The following is an 18,977-nucleotide window of genomic DNA, read 5'->3' as shown; positions in this document are numbered from 1 at the left end:
GAATTCGCGTTACTGACTCGTTGCCGATTATTGTAACGCGCGGCCGGTCCTTCTCGAATCGCCCACGTAAGGCGTGAAAAGTCTAGCGAAAACGCCGCAAAAAGCTCTGGTTAGCGCCCGCAACGAATATCTTGTTTCCGTCAAACTTTCGTATCGAAGGCCCGCCCAATACGCGACCATGGCAAATCCCAATGGACGCCGCGGCGGCGAACACTAGCATCATGGAGGATAAAAAGGCCGTCAGCATAAACAAGAGTTTGTCCGCCATGGCGCTGCCTCCACTCAAATAGGCCATCGCCAGGACGCCAACACACCCACCCAAGACGAACAACGCCAGAAAAAAATAGATGGCGAAGTTTCGTCGCATGCGCCATTTCTCCGATCGCGTCCAACATTTGGTGCAGATCGAATAGGTAATCGTGAATTCGCGCTCCGGAGCATTGGGGGGAGCCTGCTCCGGCCGATACCTGGTGCGATGACGCGTCTCGCCATCTCCGGCAACATCGCAGGCGCAGTTGAAACAAACCGACGGCAACGACAAGGGAGACTCGCCGAGGATCAGCCCCTTTTCGATCACGAAGGAGACCTCTTCTCGATTGCGAACGTCGACGCCAGGCGAAGCGTAAGGGTTTTCCTCAAGCTCACTCATTCATCGTCCTCACCAGGTGTGAGATCGTCTTGACCATCCGCATAACGCTCGAGGAACGCTCGCCCGGCGCGAGAAAGCGCCATCTTGCCCGCCTCATACATGCGCAATTCTGGAGGCTTGGGGACTTTGAAATCGCAATACACGATGCGCAACGCAAATCCAATTGCGGCGATCATAAAGAAGGGGAAGCAACTCTCCGCGACCTCCACGAGCCCAACAGCGGTGTAGCAGAAAATCGCGATAATACAAAGGAAGCCGATTGATATGAGGGTGGGAACAAGACAATATGCGGCTTGCCTAAGCTTAAGACGCCAGGCCTGCGCGTTCGCGACGCACGCCCCACAGACGGAATAAGAAACTGTCAGCGTCGTCCAATTCCCCGACTCCGTCCTACCAGAAAACTGGCAGGTCTTTCGCTGGGAGGTTTCGTCGGCGGCGGCCATCGCGCAGTACAAGCAGACCGACGGCAACGAAAGCGGAGACTGGCCGACGATCTTTCCATCATGAATGAAAAACTCTTCGATATCGCCTGAGCCAGAATCCGAAGGCGTGACGACAACCTTGTCGACATTCGGCGGAGCGAACGGGTTTTCGTGGGAGCCGGATTCCATCTTCGCTGATTTCCGATGATGCTGGGTGCGGTCGTTTCGAATAAGAAACGTCAGGCAGGGGAGCCTTCGCGAAAGCGCTCGATGAACTTCCACCCTGCCCCTTTTACGGTCATGGTATTTTCCGCGTACGATTCCAATTCTGGAAACTTCGGCAACTGGGACTCGCAATACCATACGCGAAAGAAGGGGGCGACGAGGGCAATTCCCAGGATCGAAAAAAGGCTAAGCCACGCCGTTTCGGGGAATTCCGCATTGCCGTAGAGCCCCAAAAAGGAGGCGCCGACCGCCAACAAGACGCACGCCAGAGCAAAATAGAGAGCCTGGCTGCGTCGTCGTCGCCAGGCCTGAGCGGCGGCCACGCACGCGGAACAGGTCGAGCAGTAGAACTGAAACAGAATCGGCTGACGCCCTGGCGACAATCGCAGCCGGTGATACCTGGCGACTCGCCGTAGCGAAAAGTCGTCGACAATATCGGCCGCGCAGTACAAACAGACTCTCGGCAGCGACAACGGCGACTCGCCGACGATCTTCCCAACCCGCAGCTGAAATTGTTCGTTCGTCCCTTCCTCAGCGTCGGGGAGGACTTCAACGAATTCATCGACGCGGGGGGAAGCGAACGGATTCTCGCTCGGCTGATTCACTGGCCCCCCGATTCGTCACGCATTCGTTGGGCCACCGAACGCTCGTAGACAATACGGCGGAACTCTTGATTCGCGAGAAAGATAGACGTCCGATTCCCTTGGTCTCTAATTCGCTGAATGCGCAGCGGCTGAAACGAAAAGGACATTGCCGCGACGAAAAAAGCGACGGCGACCCCCAACATCGATCCAAGCATAAAACGGATGTAGTCCAGCCTCTGAGGATCGAAGGGGTCAACGTAACGCAAACGCACAAGCGCAACCCCCGCAAAGATGACCGACAGCCCGAAGATCGCCAACGTGAACCACATGCATCTGTGCCAGAAGTCGATCCACCACCCGCAGCCGCTGCAGACCGAATACGAAATTTTGCAACCTTTCGGGTAGCGACTTCGGTCGCCGTGCCGATACCTTCGAGCGCGTCGCTGGTTATCAGCCGCATACTTGCCGCAAACGAGACATTCGCCGGGTAGCGACAACGGCGTCAATCCGCCGATCCAATCCTCTCCAAAATCGAAGGGGCCGTCTCCCGGCGGATCTGGCGTCGCATCCATTTTTCTCACCAAAGGCGTCGGCGAGACGAACGGATTCTCCTTCCGCTCGCTCATTCTTCCTTCTCCACCGCAAAGTAGTTCGCTCGGAATTGGCGACTGATTCTCGTCAGTCGATAAATCCCTTTGCCGACATCCGTTGGGTACCACCGAAAAACCGCGAACATGCGAAACACGATGTTCATCACTACCACAACGCTAGTCGGAACGAAGACGATGATTCCGAACAGGATGATCCCGTTGACAAGGAACTGGCTCGATCGGACCGCATCCAAGCGGATAATCGACAACAGGGACGCCACGTAGACCGCGACGAAGATTCCCAAAATCGAGAGCGAACCATTCACCAGAATCGACGCACGTTGCCAAGGGCGTCGCCAGAGACAATTGCGACAAAGAGAATAGTCGACGACCAACCGTCCCCAGTAGAACTGCTGCTGAAAGTCCTCTTCTCCCGCGGCGCCGCACGCATAACAGTACCCGCGCACGTCGATTGGCGACGGACCTTCAATGCGCGTTGGCAGATCGTGACGCGTCTTCTGCGGCGCGTGCGGCGAAGCGAACGGGTTCTGCTGGGCGTCGGTTTCCATGCTCGCTATTCTAGCTGAAACGACGCGCAAGGCCCGTTATTTGGTCTTCACCCAGATATTGCGATAGCGGACCGGGTTGCCGTGGTTCTGCAGATAGACCGGGCCTGGTTCTTTGCCCGCTTGCACCGGCGCCGCGCGGGTGTTCTGATTGGCCGGCAGTTCGACGTTGTCATGAATCACGACGCCGTTCTGCTTGACGGTGATCCGGGGAGCGCTTTCCAGCTTCCCTTCCTTGTCGAACTTCGCCGCCGTGAAGTCGATGTCATACGTCTGCCACGTGAGCGGCGGGAAGCACATGTTGACGTCCGGCTTCTTCAAGGTGTAGAGACCGCCGCACTCGTTGTCTTCGCCGGACAGGCCAAACGAGTCGAGCATCTGCACTTCGTAGCGACCTTGCAGGTACAAGCCGCTGTTGCCGCGAGCCTGGCCGCTATCTTCCGGCATGAAGGGAAGCAGAAACTCAATGTGAATCGAATGGTCGTCGAACAATTGCTTGCTGGTGGCGCCTTGTTGCATCAGACCATCTTCGGTCATCTTGGCGTTCATCCACGCATCGAGGTTGGTCCCGTCGAACAACACCACGGCGCCTTCCGGCGGCTTGGCGCCCATCGTCGGACTTTCGCGGAAGACCTTCGACAGTTCCATTACCTTCTGGTTGTCGCCGTCATAGACGGTCATCATCCCGTCCTTGATTTCGGCCCGGACTTCTTTCCCCTCTTCGGTCGTGATTCGGAAGACGACCATCTCCCCTTCCCGCTCTCCGTCCGCCTCCACCTTCTTTTCATCCGGCTTCAGCCCGTCGCCAGGCAAGCCGCCCGGCATGCCGACGGCGTGAAATTTCCCTTTCCCTTTGGCGATCACCTGGGCGGCGATCTTCACCATGTCAGGGCCGAGAACCCCCTGGTATTCCCCTTGGACGTCATAGTCGGGGCCTGCTTCTTTCGGATCAGTAAACGCAGGACCAGCAAACAGTTGGGAAACAAAGCCGAGGAGGAGAAGGGAAAATACGAAGCGAGACGGGAATGAGCAAGGCATGGAACGGAGGCTCCGAGCGCGGGCGATTATGGCGAGAAGTTCTCACTATTCTCCTTTACCAGCGAGGGGGATGCAAGCTTCCGTCGCATCTGGCTCGACCTAACGGAAAGGAAAGGTAGAATACGGGGAGGTCCAAGGGGCGCCTCCGCGCCATTGCTCACCGAACCAGTTAGGAAGCCTTTCATGCCGTTCGTCCGCTGCTACCCGTGGCTCTTGTCGCTTGGTCTGGCCTTGTTTGTTGGCTGCGATGGCGTTGGAATCCGCAATCCGTTCGCCAAACCCGCCCCCGCCGCCAAGCAAACAGTCGCCCCTCCGGCAGCCGCACCTTCACCCGGTACCAAGCAACCGAACGGCGTCGCGGCACGTCAGGCCCGTGAAGCGGAAGCTCGCGGCACCATGATCCGAACCGCGTCGATGCGCGGGGGAAAGACGTCGGGCGGCGGCGCGATGGAAGAACGGCTCGACGTTCACGACGCCGTCTCGCGAATCGGCGATGACCTGAAGAACACAATCGAATACTCGCCGGCCCTGGTCGTCTGGATGGTTGATACCACGCAGTCCGCCTCGGCGTTGAAACGGGGCTTCCAGGAAGCGGCCGCCAAGTTCTACCAAGAATTAGGACCGGCCCTGGCCGGTAAGGCTCCGGATCAATTGACCTCGGCCGTCGTCGCGATCGGCGGCGCCACGCCGCAGTTCCTGATCGACAATCCGACCTCCGACATGGCGGCGGTCAGCGATCAGATCGCCAAGCTGCCGAGCGACGACAGCGGCGCCGAGCCGATCTTCGCCGCCGTCGATAAGGCCCTCGACAAATATGGCAAGTTCCAATCGCAGAACCGCGCCGTAGCGATCGTCGTCGTCACCGACGAAGCTGGCGACGACCAGGACATGGTCGATGCGGTGATCGCCAAGGCGCGTCCGCTCGGCGTGAAGGTTCATGCGATCGGCGTTCCGGCGCCGTTCGGCCGCTTGTCCGGCTTGATGCAAACCGCCGAAAGCCGCCGCGACGGCAAACCGGCGATCGTCCAAGGTCCCGAAACGCGTCGCTTGCAGCGGATCAACATCGACTTCAATTCGGCCGGCTTCGGCTCACAGGAAATCGATAGCGGCTTCGGTCCGTTCGCGCTCAACTACCTCTGCCGCTCGACCGGCGGGGCCTACTTGATCGTCCGCTCCAGCGCCCTCGGCTCGTGGCCCGGCAACGCCAACGTTTACGGCGGCGAGTATCGCCGCAAGTATCCGCCGCAATACATCTCGGCCGAAGAGTATCAGCAGCTGCTGGCCGGTAACAAAGCGCTCGCGGCGCTCGACGCCGTCTCCTACTTGCCGCAAGGGGGCGCACTTTCGGCGCCGGCCACCAACTTCCGCGCCGGCGACGAAGCGGCGCTGAAACGGAACCTTGACTCGGCGCAGCGTCTGCCGGCTCGTCTCGCTCCGCCGATTGACGCGATCTACAACCGTCTCAGCGACGCCGAGGGAGATCGGGACAAGATCACCGATCCGCGTTGGCGGGCCAGTTTCGATCTGGCGCTGGGTCGCGCCGCGGCGGCGAAGGCTCGCACCGACGGCTACAACCAGATGCTCGCGCTCCTCAAAGGGGGCCGCAAGTTCGAGAATCCCAGCCACGATACCTGGATGCTGGAGCCAGCCGATTCGCTCGCCGAAGCGGGAAGCCGACTCGAAAAGGTTCGCAAACAGGCGGTCGAGTCGCTACAGCGCGTGATCGATGAAAACCCCGACTCGCCGTGGGCCGAACTCGCCAAGCGAGAACTGGAAACGCCGATCGGCTGGCAATGGAACGAAGCGTAGTCGAGTCACTCCTGCTCTATTGCGAATGAGCCAGCCGTGCGCGTCCTCCTCTTTCCTGTCGGCAGCTACGGCGACGTTCATCCTTTTATTGGACTCGCCGGCGAGCTGCAACGCCGCGGTCACCAGGTGATACTTCACACCAGCGAACACTTTCGTCCGCTGGTCGAACGAGCGGAGATCGACTTCCATCCAGTCGATACCGAAGAAGAATACAAGCGGACGATCAGCGATCCGAATCTGTTCCATCCGCTCCGCGGTTTCGGAACGATCGCGCGCAGCATTATTCTCCCCTGGCAACGGCGGCATTACGAAATCATCGCGCGGGAAGTCGCCAGCGGCAGAAATGATCTGTTGATGGTTGGATCGGCGCTGGCGCAAGGGCTGCAGATGGCTCATGAAGTCTTTCATGTGCCGCTCGCCACGATTCACTTGCAGCCGTCAGTCTTGTGGAGCAACATCCGGCCGCCGCGACTGATGCGACGGATGCCGGCCGGGACCGGAATGCCGCTCTGGTGGAATGCTGGCGTCTATCGCCTGGCCGAACGATTGATGGTCGACCGTGTACTGCGAGGTCCGACCAACAAGTTCCGCCGCGAGTTAGGCTTGCCGTCGATCGTCCGTTCGACGCAACTCTGGCATTCGCCGCAGAAGGTGATCGGCTTGTTTCCGTCGTGGTACGCGCCGGCGCAAGACGATTGGCCCGCCAACACGGTGCTGGCCGATTTTCCGCTCTGGGACGAATCGGAATTGGGAGAACTGGATGACGACGTTCGCGAGTTTCTCGACGCCGGAGATCCGCCGATCGTCTTCACGCCCGGTTCGGCGATGCTCAACGGTCACGCCTTTTTCCAGGAAGCGATCGCCGCTTGCCGGATACTTGGACGTCGCGGGATCTTATTGACTCGTTTTCCGCAGCAGCTTCCCGAACAACTCCCCAGCGGCGTCCGTCACTTTAAATACGTTCCCCTCTCGCAACTTCTCCCCCACTCGGCAGCGCTCGTCTATCACGGGGGAATCGGCACTTTGTCGCAAGCTTGCGCCGCCGGCGTACCGCATTTGATTATGCCGTTCAGCCATGATCAGCCGGACAACGCCGAGCGGATCGAGCGGTTAGGAATCGGTTCGACGCTCTACCCGAGTCAATTTCGGGCTGGAAAAATCGCGGAAAAACTGCAACATCTGTTGCAATCGGACCAAACGGCCCACGCCTGCCGCGAGATTTCGGCGCGACTGGCGAATCCTCAAGGAGTGTCGCGTGCCGTCGATGAAATCGATCGTATGTTGACCAAAAACACCTTGGCCGAAACCTAATCATCCTCGCGCAAAAAAAATCGCCGGAGTTGCAACGAGCAAGCCCCGACGACAGAGAGTTTCACAGCGAGGATGATTCTGTCGCTCGCTCCTTACGACTGCAAGCGTACGGAGCGACGAAGCCAATATTTCCAACAAACCTTAACGCGACGCCAACGCGATATCCATCTAGCGGATGGCTACTACCATACCCGTTTGGCGCAGCACTACTTACTTCTGGGGGAAGCAAGCGGATGCAAGGCTGGAAACCGATCCAAGCGATGCTGCTGGCGATCATCTTCGTATCGAATCCGCTTTGTCTATGCGCTGCGGAAGATGGCGACAAGCCGTTGCCGACGGTGGAAGCGATTCGCCGCTATGACGTCGACATCAAGGTTCAAGCCGATTCGAAGCTGCATGTCGTCGAAACGATCGAGGTCACTTCGTTGGGACAAGAGATCCGACGAGGCATCTACCGCGATTTCCCCGTCATCACTTCTCCGACGTTCGGCATACGCAAGAAACATTCGCTCGACGTCATCAGCGCAACCCGCGATGGAAAGCCGGAAAACTTTCGCGTGGAACAGCCGGATGAAAACCGTCCCTACGACGCCCGCATCTATCTGGGGGAAGCGCAGAAGGTGCTCGACAAGGGAACGTACGTCTACACGATCGAATACGTCACCGACGGTTGGCTCCACCACGACGAAACGTTTGACGAACTCTACTGGAACGTCACCGGCAACTTCTGGAACTTTCCGATCCAGCATTCGAGCGTCACGATCCACCTGCCTGACGACTTCAAGAACGATCAACTGACGGTCGCGGCCTGGACTGGCGCGAGCGGCGAAATGAACCAAGACTGGCGCCAGCTCGACGCTCCGCAGGCTGAAATTAAGCTGGAGACGACTTCACCGCTGCTTAAGAAAGAAGGTTGGACTGTGTCGGTAAAGTTTCCAACCGGCGCGGTAACCTTTCCCTCCGAAAGCGAAGCCTACGGGCAGCTGCTCAACGACAACGCCGACCTCGCCCTGACATTGCTCACATTGGTCTGTGCTTTTGGGGTTTACGTGATCGGCTGGTTTCTGGTCGGCCGCGATCCGGCGCCAGGTGCAATTCTGGTGCAGGACAGCCCGCCGGAAGGACTTTCGCCGGCGGCGGCGCGCTACGTTTCGCGGATGGGTTTCGACAACACATGCTTGGCGGCAGCGCTCGTTTACGCCGAATCGCAAGGAGCGATCAAACTGGGCCGCAACGCCCTGGGAGACTATACCGCCACCAAAAGCAAGGGCGCCGATTTCTCGCGATTCTCTCCCGACGTCTATGCGCTGTTACGCGGGCTATTCGCTAATTCCAAACAGATCACCTTCAGCAAGTTGAATCACATGAGAATCAGCTCCGCGATCTCTGAATTCAAAACGACGCTGATCAACGAACATCGCAACACGCATTTCGTGGTGAACTATTGGTGGACCCTCTGGGGCGTCTCGATTTCGGTCGTCGGCATCTTGATGGCGATTCTTTCGACCCCAAACTATGCGGTCGCCTTGTTTTTAACCTTCTGGCTTTCGATGTGGAGCGTCGGCGTTTACTTTCTCAGCGCCAACGCCTTGGGGATTTGGAAGGCGGCTTTTTACAGTTTGGGCTTTTCGCTTGAGCGAGTTCTGGCGCTAATTGGCGCCCTGTTCATGACGGCGTTCGCACTTCCCTTCATTATCGCCGAAGTGGTCGTCCTGGGAGTCTTCGCCTACCAAGTTAGCTTCTTCATACTGATCGGTATTCTGCTGCTGGTGATCATGGGGCGGCAGTTTTTTCACTTGATGAAGCGTCCGACGCATGAGGGTCGGCAATTGCTCGACCATCTCGACGGCTACCGCCAATGGCTGGAAGGAGAGTTCGTTCGCCAGGTGCAGTACGCCTCGTCCCCAGAAGAAGGAGCGCTGTTGCTCGACGAGCGGCTTCCCTGGGCGATGGCGTTCGGCTTGTCGGATGGATGGTACAAACAACTGGGCGAAAAAGTTTTGGAAGCGAGCCAATTCCAAGACAACACCAACAATTACCCGTCGCGATCTATCTATGGACCGGCGGGGCGGATGTTTACCGGAGCAGCCCTCGCCGGCGCGCTGGGCAGCGCCGTCTACTCCTCTTCGATCAGCCCCAGCAAAGGGGGAAGCGGCGGTAGCGGAGGGAGCGGCGGCGGTTCCTCAGGCGGCGGCGGAGGAGGCGGAGGAGGCGGCGGCTGGTAATTCTGGTACGCTAACGGACGACCTCTTCTCATCGCTTGATCGGGAGCCCCCATCCGTGACCGCCACATCCATGCAAAAAGTAATCGCATCGGGCAACGGGCTCGAAGCGACCCGTCTCGCTTTCTATCAACTGACCAGCGGACAACCTCCGCTCGACGCCACCGTGAACGGCGTAACGCTGATCGAAGACGATCCCAACGAATTGACCGTCGGTTACGGCGGACTGCCGGACGCCAATGGCGAAGTGACGCTTGACGCGGCGGTGATGGATGGTCCGCGTCATCGCGGCGGCTCGGTCGTCGGCCTCAAGAACGTGCGGCATGCGACGCAAGTGGCGCGACTGGTGATGGAGCAAACGCGTCGCGTGATGCTCTGCGGCGACGGCGCGCTCCAGTTCGCTAAAGCGAACGGCTTTCCGGAAGAGAATCTGCTCACCGACAAAGCTCGCAAGGTCTGGCTCTATTGGAAGCGGATGGAGTGCCGCGGCAAAGATTGGCTGCCGCCGCTACCCGGCGAGTTCGACGCCGAAACGATCGCCGAATTCAATCGCTACTATCCAACCACCGGCGAGAAACACTCCGGCAGCACCGTTCACCTGGCGGCGCGCAGCGTGCGGGGCGATTTGGCCTGTGTGACCTCGACCAGCGGTCACTGCTTCAAAATGCCAGGACGGGTCGGCGACTCGCCGATCTTTGGCGCTGGGCTCTATGTTGACAACGAAATGGGAAGCTGCGGCAGCATCGGCTACGGCGAAGCGAACATGTTGAACTGCTCCAGCTTTCACGCGGTGCAGCAAATGGGACGCGGCGCTAGCCCGATCGACGCCGGCTTGGAAACGCTGGCGATCGTCGCCAAACATGCCGCCGCCTACGAACGAGATGAGGAAGGGAAGATCGCCTTCAACTTGCAGTTGTTTCTGCTCCACAAGGATGGCAGCCACGCAGGGGTCGCCATTCGCGGCGAAAAGCAAATCGCCGTGACCGACGGGGACGGCACTCGACTGGAACCCTGCGTGAACCTGTAGGCGTCGCGTTTACGCCGCCACGCCGCGTCGCTTCAGCTTCTTCAAGCGGCGACGCTCGGCCTTGGTCAGCAGATGGTCCGGCTTCGCTTCCAGCGCCGCAATTTCGTCGTCGCTGTCCCCCTCGTCGTTTCCGCCAAGTGTGAGCGGATCCATCTTCAACGTTTGCGGCGGCGCCGAGGTACTGGCCTGCTGCTGTTTGACGACCGCACGGCGAGCGCTGGCTGCCAGCGGCGAGCCTGACTTCTTCTCTTCCGCAGGCTCCTCTTCGGTCTTCGCTTTACCGCCAAAACCGAACCAACCCCGCTTCTTCTCGGTGGCGGCTTCTTCCTTGGCAGGCCTCTTTTCGGCAGCCTTCGGGGCCGGCTGCTTCTTCTCGGCCGCTACGTCGGGCGCCGCTTCCTTCTTGGCGCCGAAACCGAACCAGCCACGTTTTGGCGCAGCCGCTTCGTCGCTCTTCTCTTCCTTCTTCGCGGCCGCCGGTTTCGCGGGGGCAGGCTTGGCGGCGACTTTCGCATCGGCGTCGGCGGCTTCCCCTTCGGCCGGATTCTTACGGCCCCAGCCGAACCAGCCCCGTTTCTTTTCGGCCGGCGTTTCGTCTTCGTCCGATTTCGCGGCGGCCTTTACGGTTGGCTTAGCGGCTCGTTTGGACGCCGGAGTCTTCTCGGTCTCTTCTTCCTCAACAGCCGGCTTCGACTTCTTTGAGCCCCATGAGAACCACCCCGAATCGGCATCGTCCTCGGACGCTTCCTGCGCTTCCGCTTCTTCTTCCTTCTTCACGATCGTCGGACGACGACGCGACGTCTTCTTGGCTGGAGCCTTTTCCTCTTCTTCGTCCGCTTCGACAACGGCTCGCTGGGCGATCAGACCAATGGCGTCCATCCAGACGAAGCGCGCGTATTGCATCAGCATCATCGACAACAACCAGACGCCGCCGAGATAGAGAACGCAGGTCGTGAGCTGGACGTTGACTTGCTCTGGCCACAGAATCAAGTTCGCCTGCGACGCGACGAACGTTCCCAGCGCCGTCAGCGACAACAGCGCCGACGCCAAAGCGCCGCGGCTGGCGCGAACTTCCCAGACGATGCGGAGTAGCGCCAATCCATAAAAGGAGGTCGCGACCAACAGGGCCCAACCTTGTTCCAGATCGGCGAACTGGCGACCGCTGGCATGTTCTATCATCTGGCCGATCGGCGTCCGGAAGTCGACCAGCAGATCGACGCCGGCGATTCCCAACACGGCGACTCCCCAGAGCCAGACGTGATAGCGTCCCCGATAGTCGTCCAAGCGGTGGCGACGAATGCGATAGATCACCAGCGCCCCTTGCGCGGCGGTCCAAAAGACGACAATCGCCAACCAACCGCCCAAGCTGTTGACGCTGGAGAGATTCGCAAACGCTACCTTTTCAGCGGCGAAAAAGTGCAAAACCGCCAGCAAGCTAATCAAGACGACGCCGAGCAGGTAATACGAAGCGACCGAGAACCAGTGGAGCGGAATCAGATCGACGACCCGAATACGTCGCTCTAGCAGCGCTTGCGAGGAGTACCGGCGCGCCCGTTTGCCGCAGGCCGCATCATCTCCGTCCGCGACCCCGGCGTTACGGCCGGCCGCGTTGCGATCATCAAGAATGGCGCGTCGACGACGATCGTCGCGCGCAGCGTTCCGCCTGAATTCCATCTTCCCTGACGCAATGCTAGCAAGTGGATAACGGCGGATCCATCCGCCGTTTTGAGAGACCTGACTCTATAGGACTTCGGCAGTCAGGCCGGGCCTTCTAAAGGAAGGCTCGGCTTGAACTTTTTTCTTACGCATCCGCGCAAACCGGACCACGTCGCTAGCGGATCGCGACGCGATTGGTCAGAACGCCTAGCCCTTCGATTTCGACTTCCAGCTGATCCCCTGGCTGCAGGAAGACTTGCGGATCGCGAGCGACGCCGACCCCATGCGGCGTCCCCGTAAAGATCAAGTCGCCCGGCTGCAGCATCACCACGTTCGAGAGGTAGGAGATCAGGAAATCGATCTTGAAGATCAGCTGGCTGGTCGACGACTCCTGCATCGTCTCCCCATTGAGACGCATGCGGATCGTCAGGTTGCTGGGATCGGCGATTTCGTCGGGGGTGTAAAGGATCGGCCCGAGCGGAGCGAAGGTGTCGAACGTTTTCCCGAGCAGCCATTGCTTGCCCGGCTTCCCCTTTTGCCAGTCGCGAGCTGAGATGTCGTTGCCGCAGCAATAGCCGCCGACATGGCTCATCGCTTCCCCTTGCGGGATATGCTTGCCAGCAGTTCCGATCACGACCACCAGTTCCGCTTCGTAATCGACCTGGCTGCTTTCCGGCGGCAAGTGAATCTCGTCATGGTCGGCGATCAGGGCCGAGGGAAACTTGTTGAAAATAATCGGCTCGTCCCCGACGGTGGCGCCGGTCTCTTTGGCGTGATCGGCGTAATTCAGACCGACGCAGATCACTTTTTGCGGATTGATGATCGGCGTCAGAATTCGGGAGCCCTGCGGAATCGGATCGCCGTGCTCCATGGCGGCGAGCACTTTTTCGCGAGCGACGTCCCCCATCGCTAGCAGGGACTTCATATCGGTAGGGAGAGTGTGATCGGTATGGTGAAGATCAATGAAATCATCCCCCCGAGCAACGGCAGCACGGGGACCCGCTTCGCTTTGATAGGTGACCAGTCGCATTTGTCTCGCCTCCAGGATATTCGCTAGGACCGCCACATTCGGCGCCGATTACGTTAGCTCATCGCTGGGCTGTCGGCAACGAGTCGGACTCTCCTAGTTTAGCAGTTTGACTGTAGCCAATCTGCGACCTAGGTTTTCAGCAAAGTCCTAAAAATCCGTTCTGAGCCTCATTGCCGGGTTCAGAATCCTGTTTCGCCAGCTAGACGCCCGCGCCCTATGGACACAGATTCATCCGCCAACTTCGGCGTCGATCCTGGAGAATCGGCCGATCATCGCTTCGGAGCGTTGCAGCAGATGTTGCAGCGTACCGAGGATGTCGACGATGAAGCGCTCGTAGCCGCCGCTCTCGAGCAACAAAATCAACTCGTCCAGGTACGACTCGGCGTCGCCAGCAGTCTGTTCACCGCCCTCAAAGCGAAACACCCTCCGACCGCCGCCCACTCGCTGCGCGTCGCGACCACTATTTCCACCTGGTCGGCGATCCGCGGCAACTCGCACGCCGAACGGGACGAACTGGAAGTCGCCGCGCTGCTGCACGACATCGGCAAGTTAGCGGTCCCCGACTACCTGCTCGCCAAGCCCGGCAAGCTGAACGAAGAAGAACTGGCCCTGATGGACGAACATCATGCGGCCGGGGTCGAGATCATCGAACATTGCTGTTCGGACGCCGGCATCATGTCGGTCATTCGACACGCTGGCGCCTGGTTCGACGGCAGCAAACGTGCGTTCCCACTCTGCGGCGACGACATCCCGCGTGGCGCCCGGATGCTGGCGATCGTCGACGCGTTCGACTCGATGACGACCGACCAGGTCTATCGTCGCGCTCGCAGCAAAGACCGCGCCTTGGCCGAGTTGTTCGCCTACGCCGGCTCGCAGTTCGATCCGGAACTGGTCAGCGACTTCTGCACGTTCCAAATGCGATTCTCGAACAAACTGCAACATGACGTCGCTCAACAATGGCTGCGCGACTTGTCGCCGACGCAAGCGAATTCGCATTGGGACCTCGTCAATCCGCAGCGCGTCGCACGTCCCAATCAATTGCTGAACCTGTTCCACGAAAACTTGTTTCGCAACGTCCACGACGGCTTAATCTACGTCGGCGCCGACTTGAAGATCCTGCGCTGGAACCATGCCGCCGAAACGCTGACTGGACTTTCGTCCGAATCGGTCCTCAACCGTAATTGGTCGCCAAAGCTGGTCGGCATGGGAGACGCCTCGGGACGCTTCCTGCCGGAACGCGAAGATCCGCTCGCCGCCGCGATTCAAAGCGGTCTGCAATCAGTGCTCCGCCTGACGATCCGCGACGCTCAAGGCGAATACTCGGCGATCACCGCTCATATCTCTCCGGTCATTACCGAAGATGGCGTTGGCCGCGGCGCTACGCTGCAGTTGTGCGACGCGAGCGGTATCCAACGCCTGGAAGAGCAGCTTCGTTCGTTGCATGTGAAAGCGACTCGCGACCCGCTAACCAACCTGGCGAACCGCGCCGAACTCGACCGTTCGCTGCACGAGATGGTTCGCAAGCACAATCAGACGAATCGTCCTTGCAGCCTGATCATCTGCGACATCGACTTCTTCAAACGAATCAACGACAACTACGGACACCCGGCCGGCGACGACGCGCTGGTCAGCTTCGCATCGCACTTGAAACGACACGCGCTGCCCGGCGATGTGGCGGCTCGCTACGGCGGCGAAGAGTTCGTGCTGGTCTGCGGTCAGTGCGACATGAAAACGGCCGCCCAGCGAGCCGAAGCGATTCGCCAGGAAGTCGCGGCGACGGCGCAGCCTTCGCTCGGCGGCAAGAACCTGACCGCCAGCTTCGGCGTTACCGAACTGCAAGCGGGCGACACCCCGGAATCAATGCTCAACCGAGCCGACCGCGCGCTTTTGCAAGCGAAAGAGCTCGGCCGCAACATGGTGATCCAACTCGGCTCGGGTCGCGACGAAACGGAAAAACGAGAACGCCGTCACTGGTGGTCGTCGTGGTTCGCCCACCGCTCGCCGAACGCCCTGGTCGAACGGACGATGACGACCCGCGCGCCGCTGAAGATGGTCTGGGAAAAGATGCGCGGCTTCCTGACCGACCATGTCGCCGAAGTGATCGACACCAGCGAACAGCAACTAACCTTGGCTTTCGACGGCGACACGTTCGGCCTGACGCGTCGCAATTCTGATCGCGGGACCGCGCTAGTCATGACGATCCGTCCCCGCGAACAACAAGACGAACGAGGCATGACGACCACTGTGATCGAAGTTTCGGTGGCCCCACGCCGCAGTCGCGATCGTCGCCGTAGCGACGCGCTGCAGCGTGCTCGACAATTGATGGCGAGCTTGCAGTCGTACCTGATGGTGCACGACTTCAGCGAAGGGGTCGTCGGCGAAGAAAAGGAAGCTCCCACCTTCTGGGATCGCCTGGCCGCAAAATTCAAAAAGCCTCCTGCCGACGATCGGCGCTAGTAGGCAGGGAACCTGCAATGATCCGAATTGGCGTACAACTGAGCGGATTGGAGCGTACGCTCCTGGAAAGCGCCCAAGCGTCAAACGCCGTAACGGCGCCAAGCACGATCCTGGCGGAGTCCGAGCGAATCGTCCGCGCTCATGGCGACGCGTCTTCCCAGCCGGGAAAGCTGGCCCCGCAATTGGCTTCGTTTTCCGCCGATCTCGAACATGTAGACGCGGTATCCCGATTGGCCGCCGAGTCGCAACTGACGCTCGATCTGATCCGTACGCAAATCGGCAAGATTAGCGTAGCTTTGCGGGAAGAGAATTCACATTCGATCGACGCCGCACTTTTTGAGATCGACAACCTGGCGCGCGTAGAAGTTGACGGTCGCCGCATCCTCGACGGCTCGTTTGACTACCAAACTTGCGGCCCGATCCAGTTTCCAATTCGCGAAGAAGGGATCCGACCCAATCTAACGACCGCTCAACTTGGCGGCCCTACCGGCGTGTTGGCCGATCTGCGATCAAGCGGACGATTCGGCAATCTCGACCAAAACAGGTCGTTCGCAATTCTGGTTGTCGACGAGGCTTTCGCGGAACTGACGATGATCGAAGACCGCATCGATTCGTTCGCCGACAACGCCTTCGCCTTAAGCGCCGCGGTCCTGAGCGACTTGACGACGCTCGAGGATTCGTTCGACGGCGTTCCTGCAGAAGACGAGTCGCTCCTGCACGAGAAGAACCGCCAACTCTCCGACAAGATTCTCGCGTCGCTCGAGGCTCTCAGCGATCAGCGTGCGAAGATCACGCAGTTGATTGAACGGATGGCGAGTCTGGACTAGGCGTTTCAGAAGAGACGTTTGTAGTCGCGCGAACCATGGATGACTCGCAGGATGTAGATTCCCTCGGCGACATCCGCGTAAACGACGATGCAGGAATGAACGGCAAAGACTCAAAGCCCCGGCCCGAGATCTTCTCGCAATTCCCCCAAAAGCGGATTGGAGGCGTACAAATTCGCCTTCTCGAAAACATCGCCTAGAAATGAATCGGCGTTTTGCGGGCTCTGCTGCTCAATCGCGATGTAGTCGATAATCGAATCTAGATCGGTCTGCGCTCGAGAATCCCAGAATACGCGACCGCTCACGCATTCTCTCCGCTGGAACGAGATTGCCAGCGCTCATGTGCCCGACGCTTCACCGCTTCGGCGTCCAGCTCAGTAAACTCCCCCTGCTGCATCCTCTCTAGACCCGGCTGCAGCTCAACTCGCAGCCGCTCTAGTTCGGCCTGATAATGCTGAAACTCCGCAACCGCCTCCGCGACGCTCATTTCTGCGCCGCTAGCCAGACGCTCGCCAATGAATTGGTGAAATTGCTGCAGTTCGTGCGTCGAGTCGGTCGCCATGGGATTCTCCGTTTCGCGATCGTTCTATTCTACTCGCCGCCGCAAGGAAGACGAAATCGTTTCTAGTAGCCGTCCGCTTCCATCAACTCTTCGTTCAGCGCCAGCCACTGCTCTTCCAGTTGCTCCAATTCCTGGGTCACCGCGACTAGCTGCGTGTGGGTTTTCTCCGCTTCCTTCGCATCGGTCAGCTTCATCAACTTGTCATTGAGCTTCTTTTTTTCGTCGTCCATCTCGGCGATCTTGGTTTCGATCTTCTTCAGATCTTTTCGCATCGTCCGCAACTGCTTGTTGCGATCGCGACGATCTCCCTTGTCGCCGCCTGCGGAATGATGATCGCTGCTGGCCGGCAATTTGCCTCCCGGCGCAGCGCCCCCTTCTTCGTCGATTTCCTGATTGAGGCGATAGACGTAGTGATCATAGTCGTCAGGAAAATGAATGACCCGGCCGTCGCGGACTTCGACGATATTGGTCGCGACGCTCTTCATGAAGTAGCGATCGTGGCTGGTGAAAATCACCGTGCCGTTGTAGGTCTCCAGCGCACGAACGAGCGACTCAACCGTTTCGACGTCCAAATGGTTCCCCGGTTCGTCGAGAATCAGGACGTTGTGTTTGCCAAGCAGCAGTCCAGCTAGACAGAGACGAGCTCGCTCACCCCCGCTTAAAACCTTGATCTTTTTGCGAACGTCGTCGCCGCGGAAGAGGAAGCTCCCGGCCACGTTCAGCACTTGTTGCGTGCTGACGTCCGGATCGGCCGCAGTCCGCAGATACTCTTCGACCGTCTCATTTCCCGGCAAGGTCGTGTAAACGTGCTGAGCGTAAACGCCGACGTCGGCGTGGTGCCCCCATTTCACATCCCCGACCAGCGGATCGATCGAGCCGACCAGCGTTCGCAGCAACGTCGTTTTTCCCTGGCCGTTGTCGCCGACCACGCCGATGCGACCGCCGTGTTCGATATCGAGCGTCACTTCATCGGCGATCTTCTTGGTCGGATAGCCGATCGTCATGTTGTCGCAGCGGACGACGGTCCCTTTGCGCTTCTCGACCAGCGGCACGCGGACGTAGGCCGACGCTTCATCTTCTTCGATTTCGATCAGTTGCAGCCGGTCCAATTGTTTCGCTTTGCTGCGGGCCTGGCTGGCGGTGTTCGCCTGAGCGCGGTTCTTCTCGATGAATCGTTGCAGCTGCTTCTGCTTGGCGCGGGTCGCCTGGTTGACGCGTTGATCGTGCTCTTTCCGTTCTTCCTGCACCACCAGGTAAGCGTCGACGTCGCCGGGGAACATCTGCAACTTGCCGCGGGAAAGTTCCAGCGTGTGGGTGCAGGTTTGTTTCAAAAACGCCCGATCGTGGGAGACGACCATCACGCCGCCGCGGAAATCGAGCAAGAACCGCTCCAGCAGCATCTGCGTCCGCAAGTCGAGGAAGTTCGTCGGTTCGTCGAGCAGCAGGTAGTTCGGATCATGCAGCAGCAGCGCCGTCAGCTTGACGCGGGTTTGCCAACCGCCTGAGAGCTGCCGAACCGGCGTCTCGAGCATCGCCCCTTTGATCTCGAACTGGCCGGCGATTTCGCCGCACTTCCAGTCTGGCTGACCGCTGTCGCGCATCAAAAAGCCGACGACGGTCTCCCCTTCTTCAAACGGATCGTGCTGCCGCAGATAGCCGAGCCGGAGCTTCGGGTGAAGGATGACTTCCCCTTTCTCCAGATCCTCATCCCCCAGAATCGCGCGGCACAAGGTCGACTTGCCGGCGCCATTCCGCCCAATCATGCCAACTTTTTGCCCTTCGACCAGCGAGACGCTCGCTCCATCAAGCAGCACTTTATGGCCAAATCGTTTGACGGCATTTTGAATCTGGATCAGCGGAGTCACGGAGCTTCGATCTCAAAAGGAAAAAATGAAAGAATGCTAACCAATTCTTAACGAACTCAAACCTACCCAAGATGGTGGAACCGCCGTATCCTAACTTTGCCCCATTTCTAGCGACGGCAGGACACGAACGGAACACGGCG

The 18,977-nt window shown here is 59.2% G+C and carries 17 protein-coding genes; 6 read left to right on the top strand and 11 right to left on the bottom strand.

Annotated elements, in window-relative coordinates; all coding sequences use genetic code 11:
- Nucleotides 1–82 precede the first annotated feature (82 nt).
- From LOC68_RS17820 to LOC68_RS17795, 6 genes are all read right to left on the bottom strand, one after another.
- Nucleotides 83–577, bottom strand: a complete 495-nt coding sequence (locus LOC68_RS17820) for a hypothetical protein (protein ID WP_230221233.1) — start codon at nt 575–577, stop codon at nt 83–85.
- A 68-nt stretch (nt 578–645) separates the two neighbouring features.
- Nucleotides 646–1,260, bottom strand: a complete 615-nt coding sequence (locus tag LOC68_RS17815) for a hypothetical protein (protein WP_230221231.1) — start codon at nt 1,258–1,260, stop codon at nt 646–648.
- A gap of 50 nt (nt 1,261–1,310) precedes the next feature.
- Nucleotides 1,311–1,901, bottom strand: a complete 591-nt coding sequence (locus LOC68_RS17810) for a hypothetical protein (RefSeq protein ID WP_230221229.1) — start codon at nt 1,899–1,901, stop codon at nt 1,311–1,313.
- Nucleotides 1,898–2,209 (bottom strand): hypothetical protein, encoded by a 312-nt coding sequence (locus LOC68_RS17805; protein ID WP_230221227.1) that lies wholly within the window; start codon nt 2,207–2,209, stop codon nt 1,898–1,900. The genes LOC68_RS17810 and LOC68_RS17805 overlap by 4 nt, the downstream gene beginning before the upstream one ends.
- Nucleotides 2,210–2,502: 293 nt before the next feature.
- Complete coding sequence (locus LOC68_RS17800; RefSeq protein ID WP_230221226.1) at nt 2,503–3,039, bottom strand: hypothetical protein; 537 nt, start codon at nt 3,037–3,039, stop codon at nt 2,503–2,505.
- A gap of 36 nt (nt 3,040–3,075) precedes the next feature.
- Nucleotides 3,076–4,074 carry a 3-keto-disaccharide hydrolase gene (locus tag LOC68_RS17795; protein WP_230221224.1) on the bottom strand — a complete coding sequence of 333 codons (999 nt, stop codon included), beginning with the start codon at nt 4,072–4,074 and terminating at the stop codon, nt 3,076–3,078.
- 183 nt (nt 4,075–4,257) lie between these two features.
- Here LOC68_RS17795 and LOC68_RS17790 point away from each other — a divergent pair, with 183 nt between their 5' ends.
- The 4 genes from LOC68_RS17790 (at nt 4,258) to LOC68_RS17775 (ending at nt 10,443) form a co-directional block, all read left to right on the top strand.
- Complete coding sequence (locus LOC68_RS17790; RefSeq protein WP_230221222.1) at nt 4,258–5,883, top strand: vWA domain-containing protein; 1,626 nt, start codon at nt 4,258–4,260, stop codon at nt 5,881–5,883.
- A gap of 36 nt (nt 5,884–5,919) precedes the next feature.
- Nucleotides 5,920–7,194: a glycosyltransferase gene (locus LOC68_RS28575; RefSeq protein ID WP_230221220.1), complete on the top strand. Its 1,275-nt coding sequence runs from the start codon at nt 5,920–5,922 to the stop codon at nt 7,192–7,194.
- Between the two features lie 233 nt (nt 7,195–7,427).
- Nucleotides 7,428–9,419, top strand: coding sequence for a DUF2207 domain-containing protein (locus tag LOC68_RS17780; RefSeq protein ID WP_230221218.1), 1,992 nt, complete (start codon nt 7,428–7,430; stop codon nt 9,417–9,419).
- A 55-nt stretch (nt 9,420–9,474) separates the two neighbouring features.
- Nucleotides 9,475–10,443: a N(4)-(beta-N-acetylglucosaminyl)-L-asparaginase gene (locus tag LOC68_RS17775; RefSeq protein WP_230221217.1), complete on the top strand. Its 969-nt coding sequence runs from the start codon at nt 9,475–9,477 to the stop codon at nt 10,441–10,443.
- 9 nt (nt 10,444–10,452) lie between these two features.
- Here the strand turns inward: LOC68_RS17775 and LOC68_RS17770 are convergent, their stop codons facing one another.
- Together LOC68_RS17770 and LOC68_RS17765 are read right to left on the bottom strand one after the other, a co-directional pair.
- A complete protein-coding gene (locus LOC68_RS17770) occupies nt 10,453–12,117 on the bottom strand; it encodes a hypothetical protein (protein WP_230221215.1) in 1,665 nt (554 codons plus the stop codon).
- A 157-nt stretch (nt 12,118–12,274) separates the two neighbouring features.
- Complete coding sequence (locus tag LOC68_RS17765; RefSeq protein ID WP_230221213.1) at nt 12,275–13,129, bottom strand: fumarylacetoacetate hydrolase family protein; 855 nt, start codon at nt 13,127–13,129, stop codon at nt 12,275–12,277.
- A 216-nt stretch (nt 13,130–13,345) separates the two neighbouring features.
- Between LOC68_RS17765 and LOC68_RS17760 the strand changes: the two genes are divergently transcribed.
- Together LOC68_RS17760 and LOC68_RS17755 are read left to right on the top strand one after the other, a co-directional pair.
- A complete protein-coding gene (locus LOC68_RS17760) occupies nt 13,346–15,586 on the top strand; it encodes a sensor domain-containing diguanylate cyclase/phosphohydrolase (RefSeq protein ID WP_230221210.1) in 2,241 nt (746 codons plus the stop codon).
- 17 nt (nt 15,587–15,603) lie between these two features.
- Nucleotides 15,604–16,413, top strand: a complete 810-nt coding sequence (locus tag LOC68_RS17755) for a hypothetical protein (protein WP_230221209.1) — start codon at nt 15,604–15,606, stop codon at nt 16,411–16,413.
- Nucleotides 16,414–16,523: 110 nt separating this feature from the next.
- Here the strand turns inward: LOC68_RS17755 and LOC68_RS28790 are convergent, their stop codons facing one another.
- The 3 genes from LOC68_RS28790 to LOC68_RS17745 all read right to left on the bottom strand — a co-directional run bounded on the left by LOC68_RS28790 (nt 16,524) and on the right by LOC68_RS17745 (nt 18,837).
- Nucleotides 16,524–16,715 carry a type II toxin-antitoxin system RelE/ParE family toxin gene (locus LOC68_RS28790; RefSeq protein ID WP_390623380.1) on the bottom strand — a complete coding sequence of 64 codons (192 nt, stop codon included), beginning with the start codon at nt 16,713–16,715 and terminating at the stop codon, nt 16,524–16,526.
- Complete coding sequence (locus LOC68_RS17750; protein WP_230221207.1) at nt 16,712–16,972, bottom strand: hypothetical protein; 261 nt, start codon at nt 16,970–16,972, stop codon at nt 16,712–16,714. The genes LOC68_RS28790 and LOC68_RS17750 overlap by 4 nt, the downstream gene beginning before the upstream one ends.
- Nucleotides 16,973–17,034: 62 nt before the next feature.
- Nucleotides 17,035–18,837, bottom strand: a complete 1,803-nt coding sequence (locus tag LOC68_RS17745) for an ABC-F family ATP-binding cassette domain-containing protein (protein ID WP_230221205.1) — start codon at nt 18,835–18,837, stop codon at nt 17,035–17,037.
- Nucleotides 18,838–18,977 lie beyond the last annotated feature (140 nt).

The sequence above is a fragment of the Blastopirellula sediminis genome (assembly GCF_020966755.1).
In the GTDB taxonomy this organism is placed as follows: domain Bacteria; phylum Planctomycetota; class Planctomycetia; order Pirellulales; family Pirellulaceae; genus Blastopirellula; species Blastopirellula sediminis.
Note: the sequence above shows the minus strand (reverse complement) of the source record. Positions and strands in the feature narration are given on the sequence as shown.

Bases quoted from the DNA above. Each gene is read 5' to 3' on its own strand.
- LOC68_RS17815 (WP_230221231.1), bottom strand. From the start codon at position 1,260: ATGGAATCCGGCTCCCACGAAAACCCGTTCGCTCCGCCGAATGTCGAC.
- LOC68_RS17805 (WP_230221227.1), bottom strand. From the start codon at position 2,209: ATGTGGTTCACGTTGGCGATCTTCGGGCTGTCGGTCATCTTTGCGGGG.
- LOC68_RS17800 (WP_230221226.1), bottom strand. From the start codon at position 3,039: ATGGAAACCGACGCCCAGCAGAACCCGTTCGCTTCGCCGCACGCGCCG.
- LOC68_RS17795 (WP_230221224.1), bottom strand. From the start codon at position 4,074: ATGCCTTGCTCATTCCCGTCTCGCTTCGTATTTTCCCTTCTCCTCCTC.
- LOC68_RS17790 (WP_230221222.1), top strand. From the start codon at position 4,258: ATGCCGTTCGTCCGCTGCTACCCGTGGCTCTTGTCGCTTGGTCTGGCC.
- LOC68_RS17780 (WP_230221218.1), top strand. From the start codon at position 7,428: ATGCAAGGCTGGAAACCGATCCAAGCGATGCTGCTGGCGATCATCTTC.
- LOC68_RS17770 (WP_230221215.1), bottom strand. From the start codon at position 12,117: ATGGAATTCAGGCGGAACGCTGCGCGCGACGATCGTCGTCGACGCGCC.
- LOC68_RS17765 (WP_230221213.1), bottom strand. From the start codon at position 13,129: ATGCGACTGGTCACCTATCAAAGCGAAGCGGGTCCCCGTGCTGCCGTT.
- LOC68_RS17760 (WP_230221210.1), top strand. From the start codon at position 13,346: ATGGACACAGATTCATCCGCCAACTTCGGCGTCGATCCTGGAGAATCG.
- LOC68_RS17755 (WP_230221209.1), top strand. From the start codon at position 15,604: ATGATCCGAATTGGCGTACAACTGAGCGGATTGGAGCGTACGCTCCTG.
- LOC68_RS17750 (WP_230221207.1), bottom strand. From the start codon at position 16,972: ATGGCGACCGACTCGACGCACGAACTGCAGCAATTTCACCAATTCATT.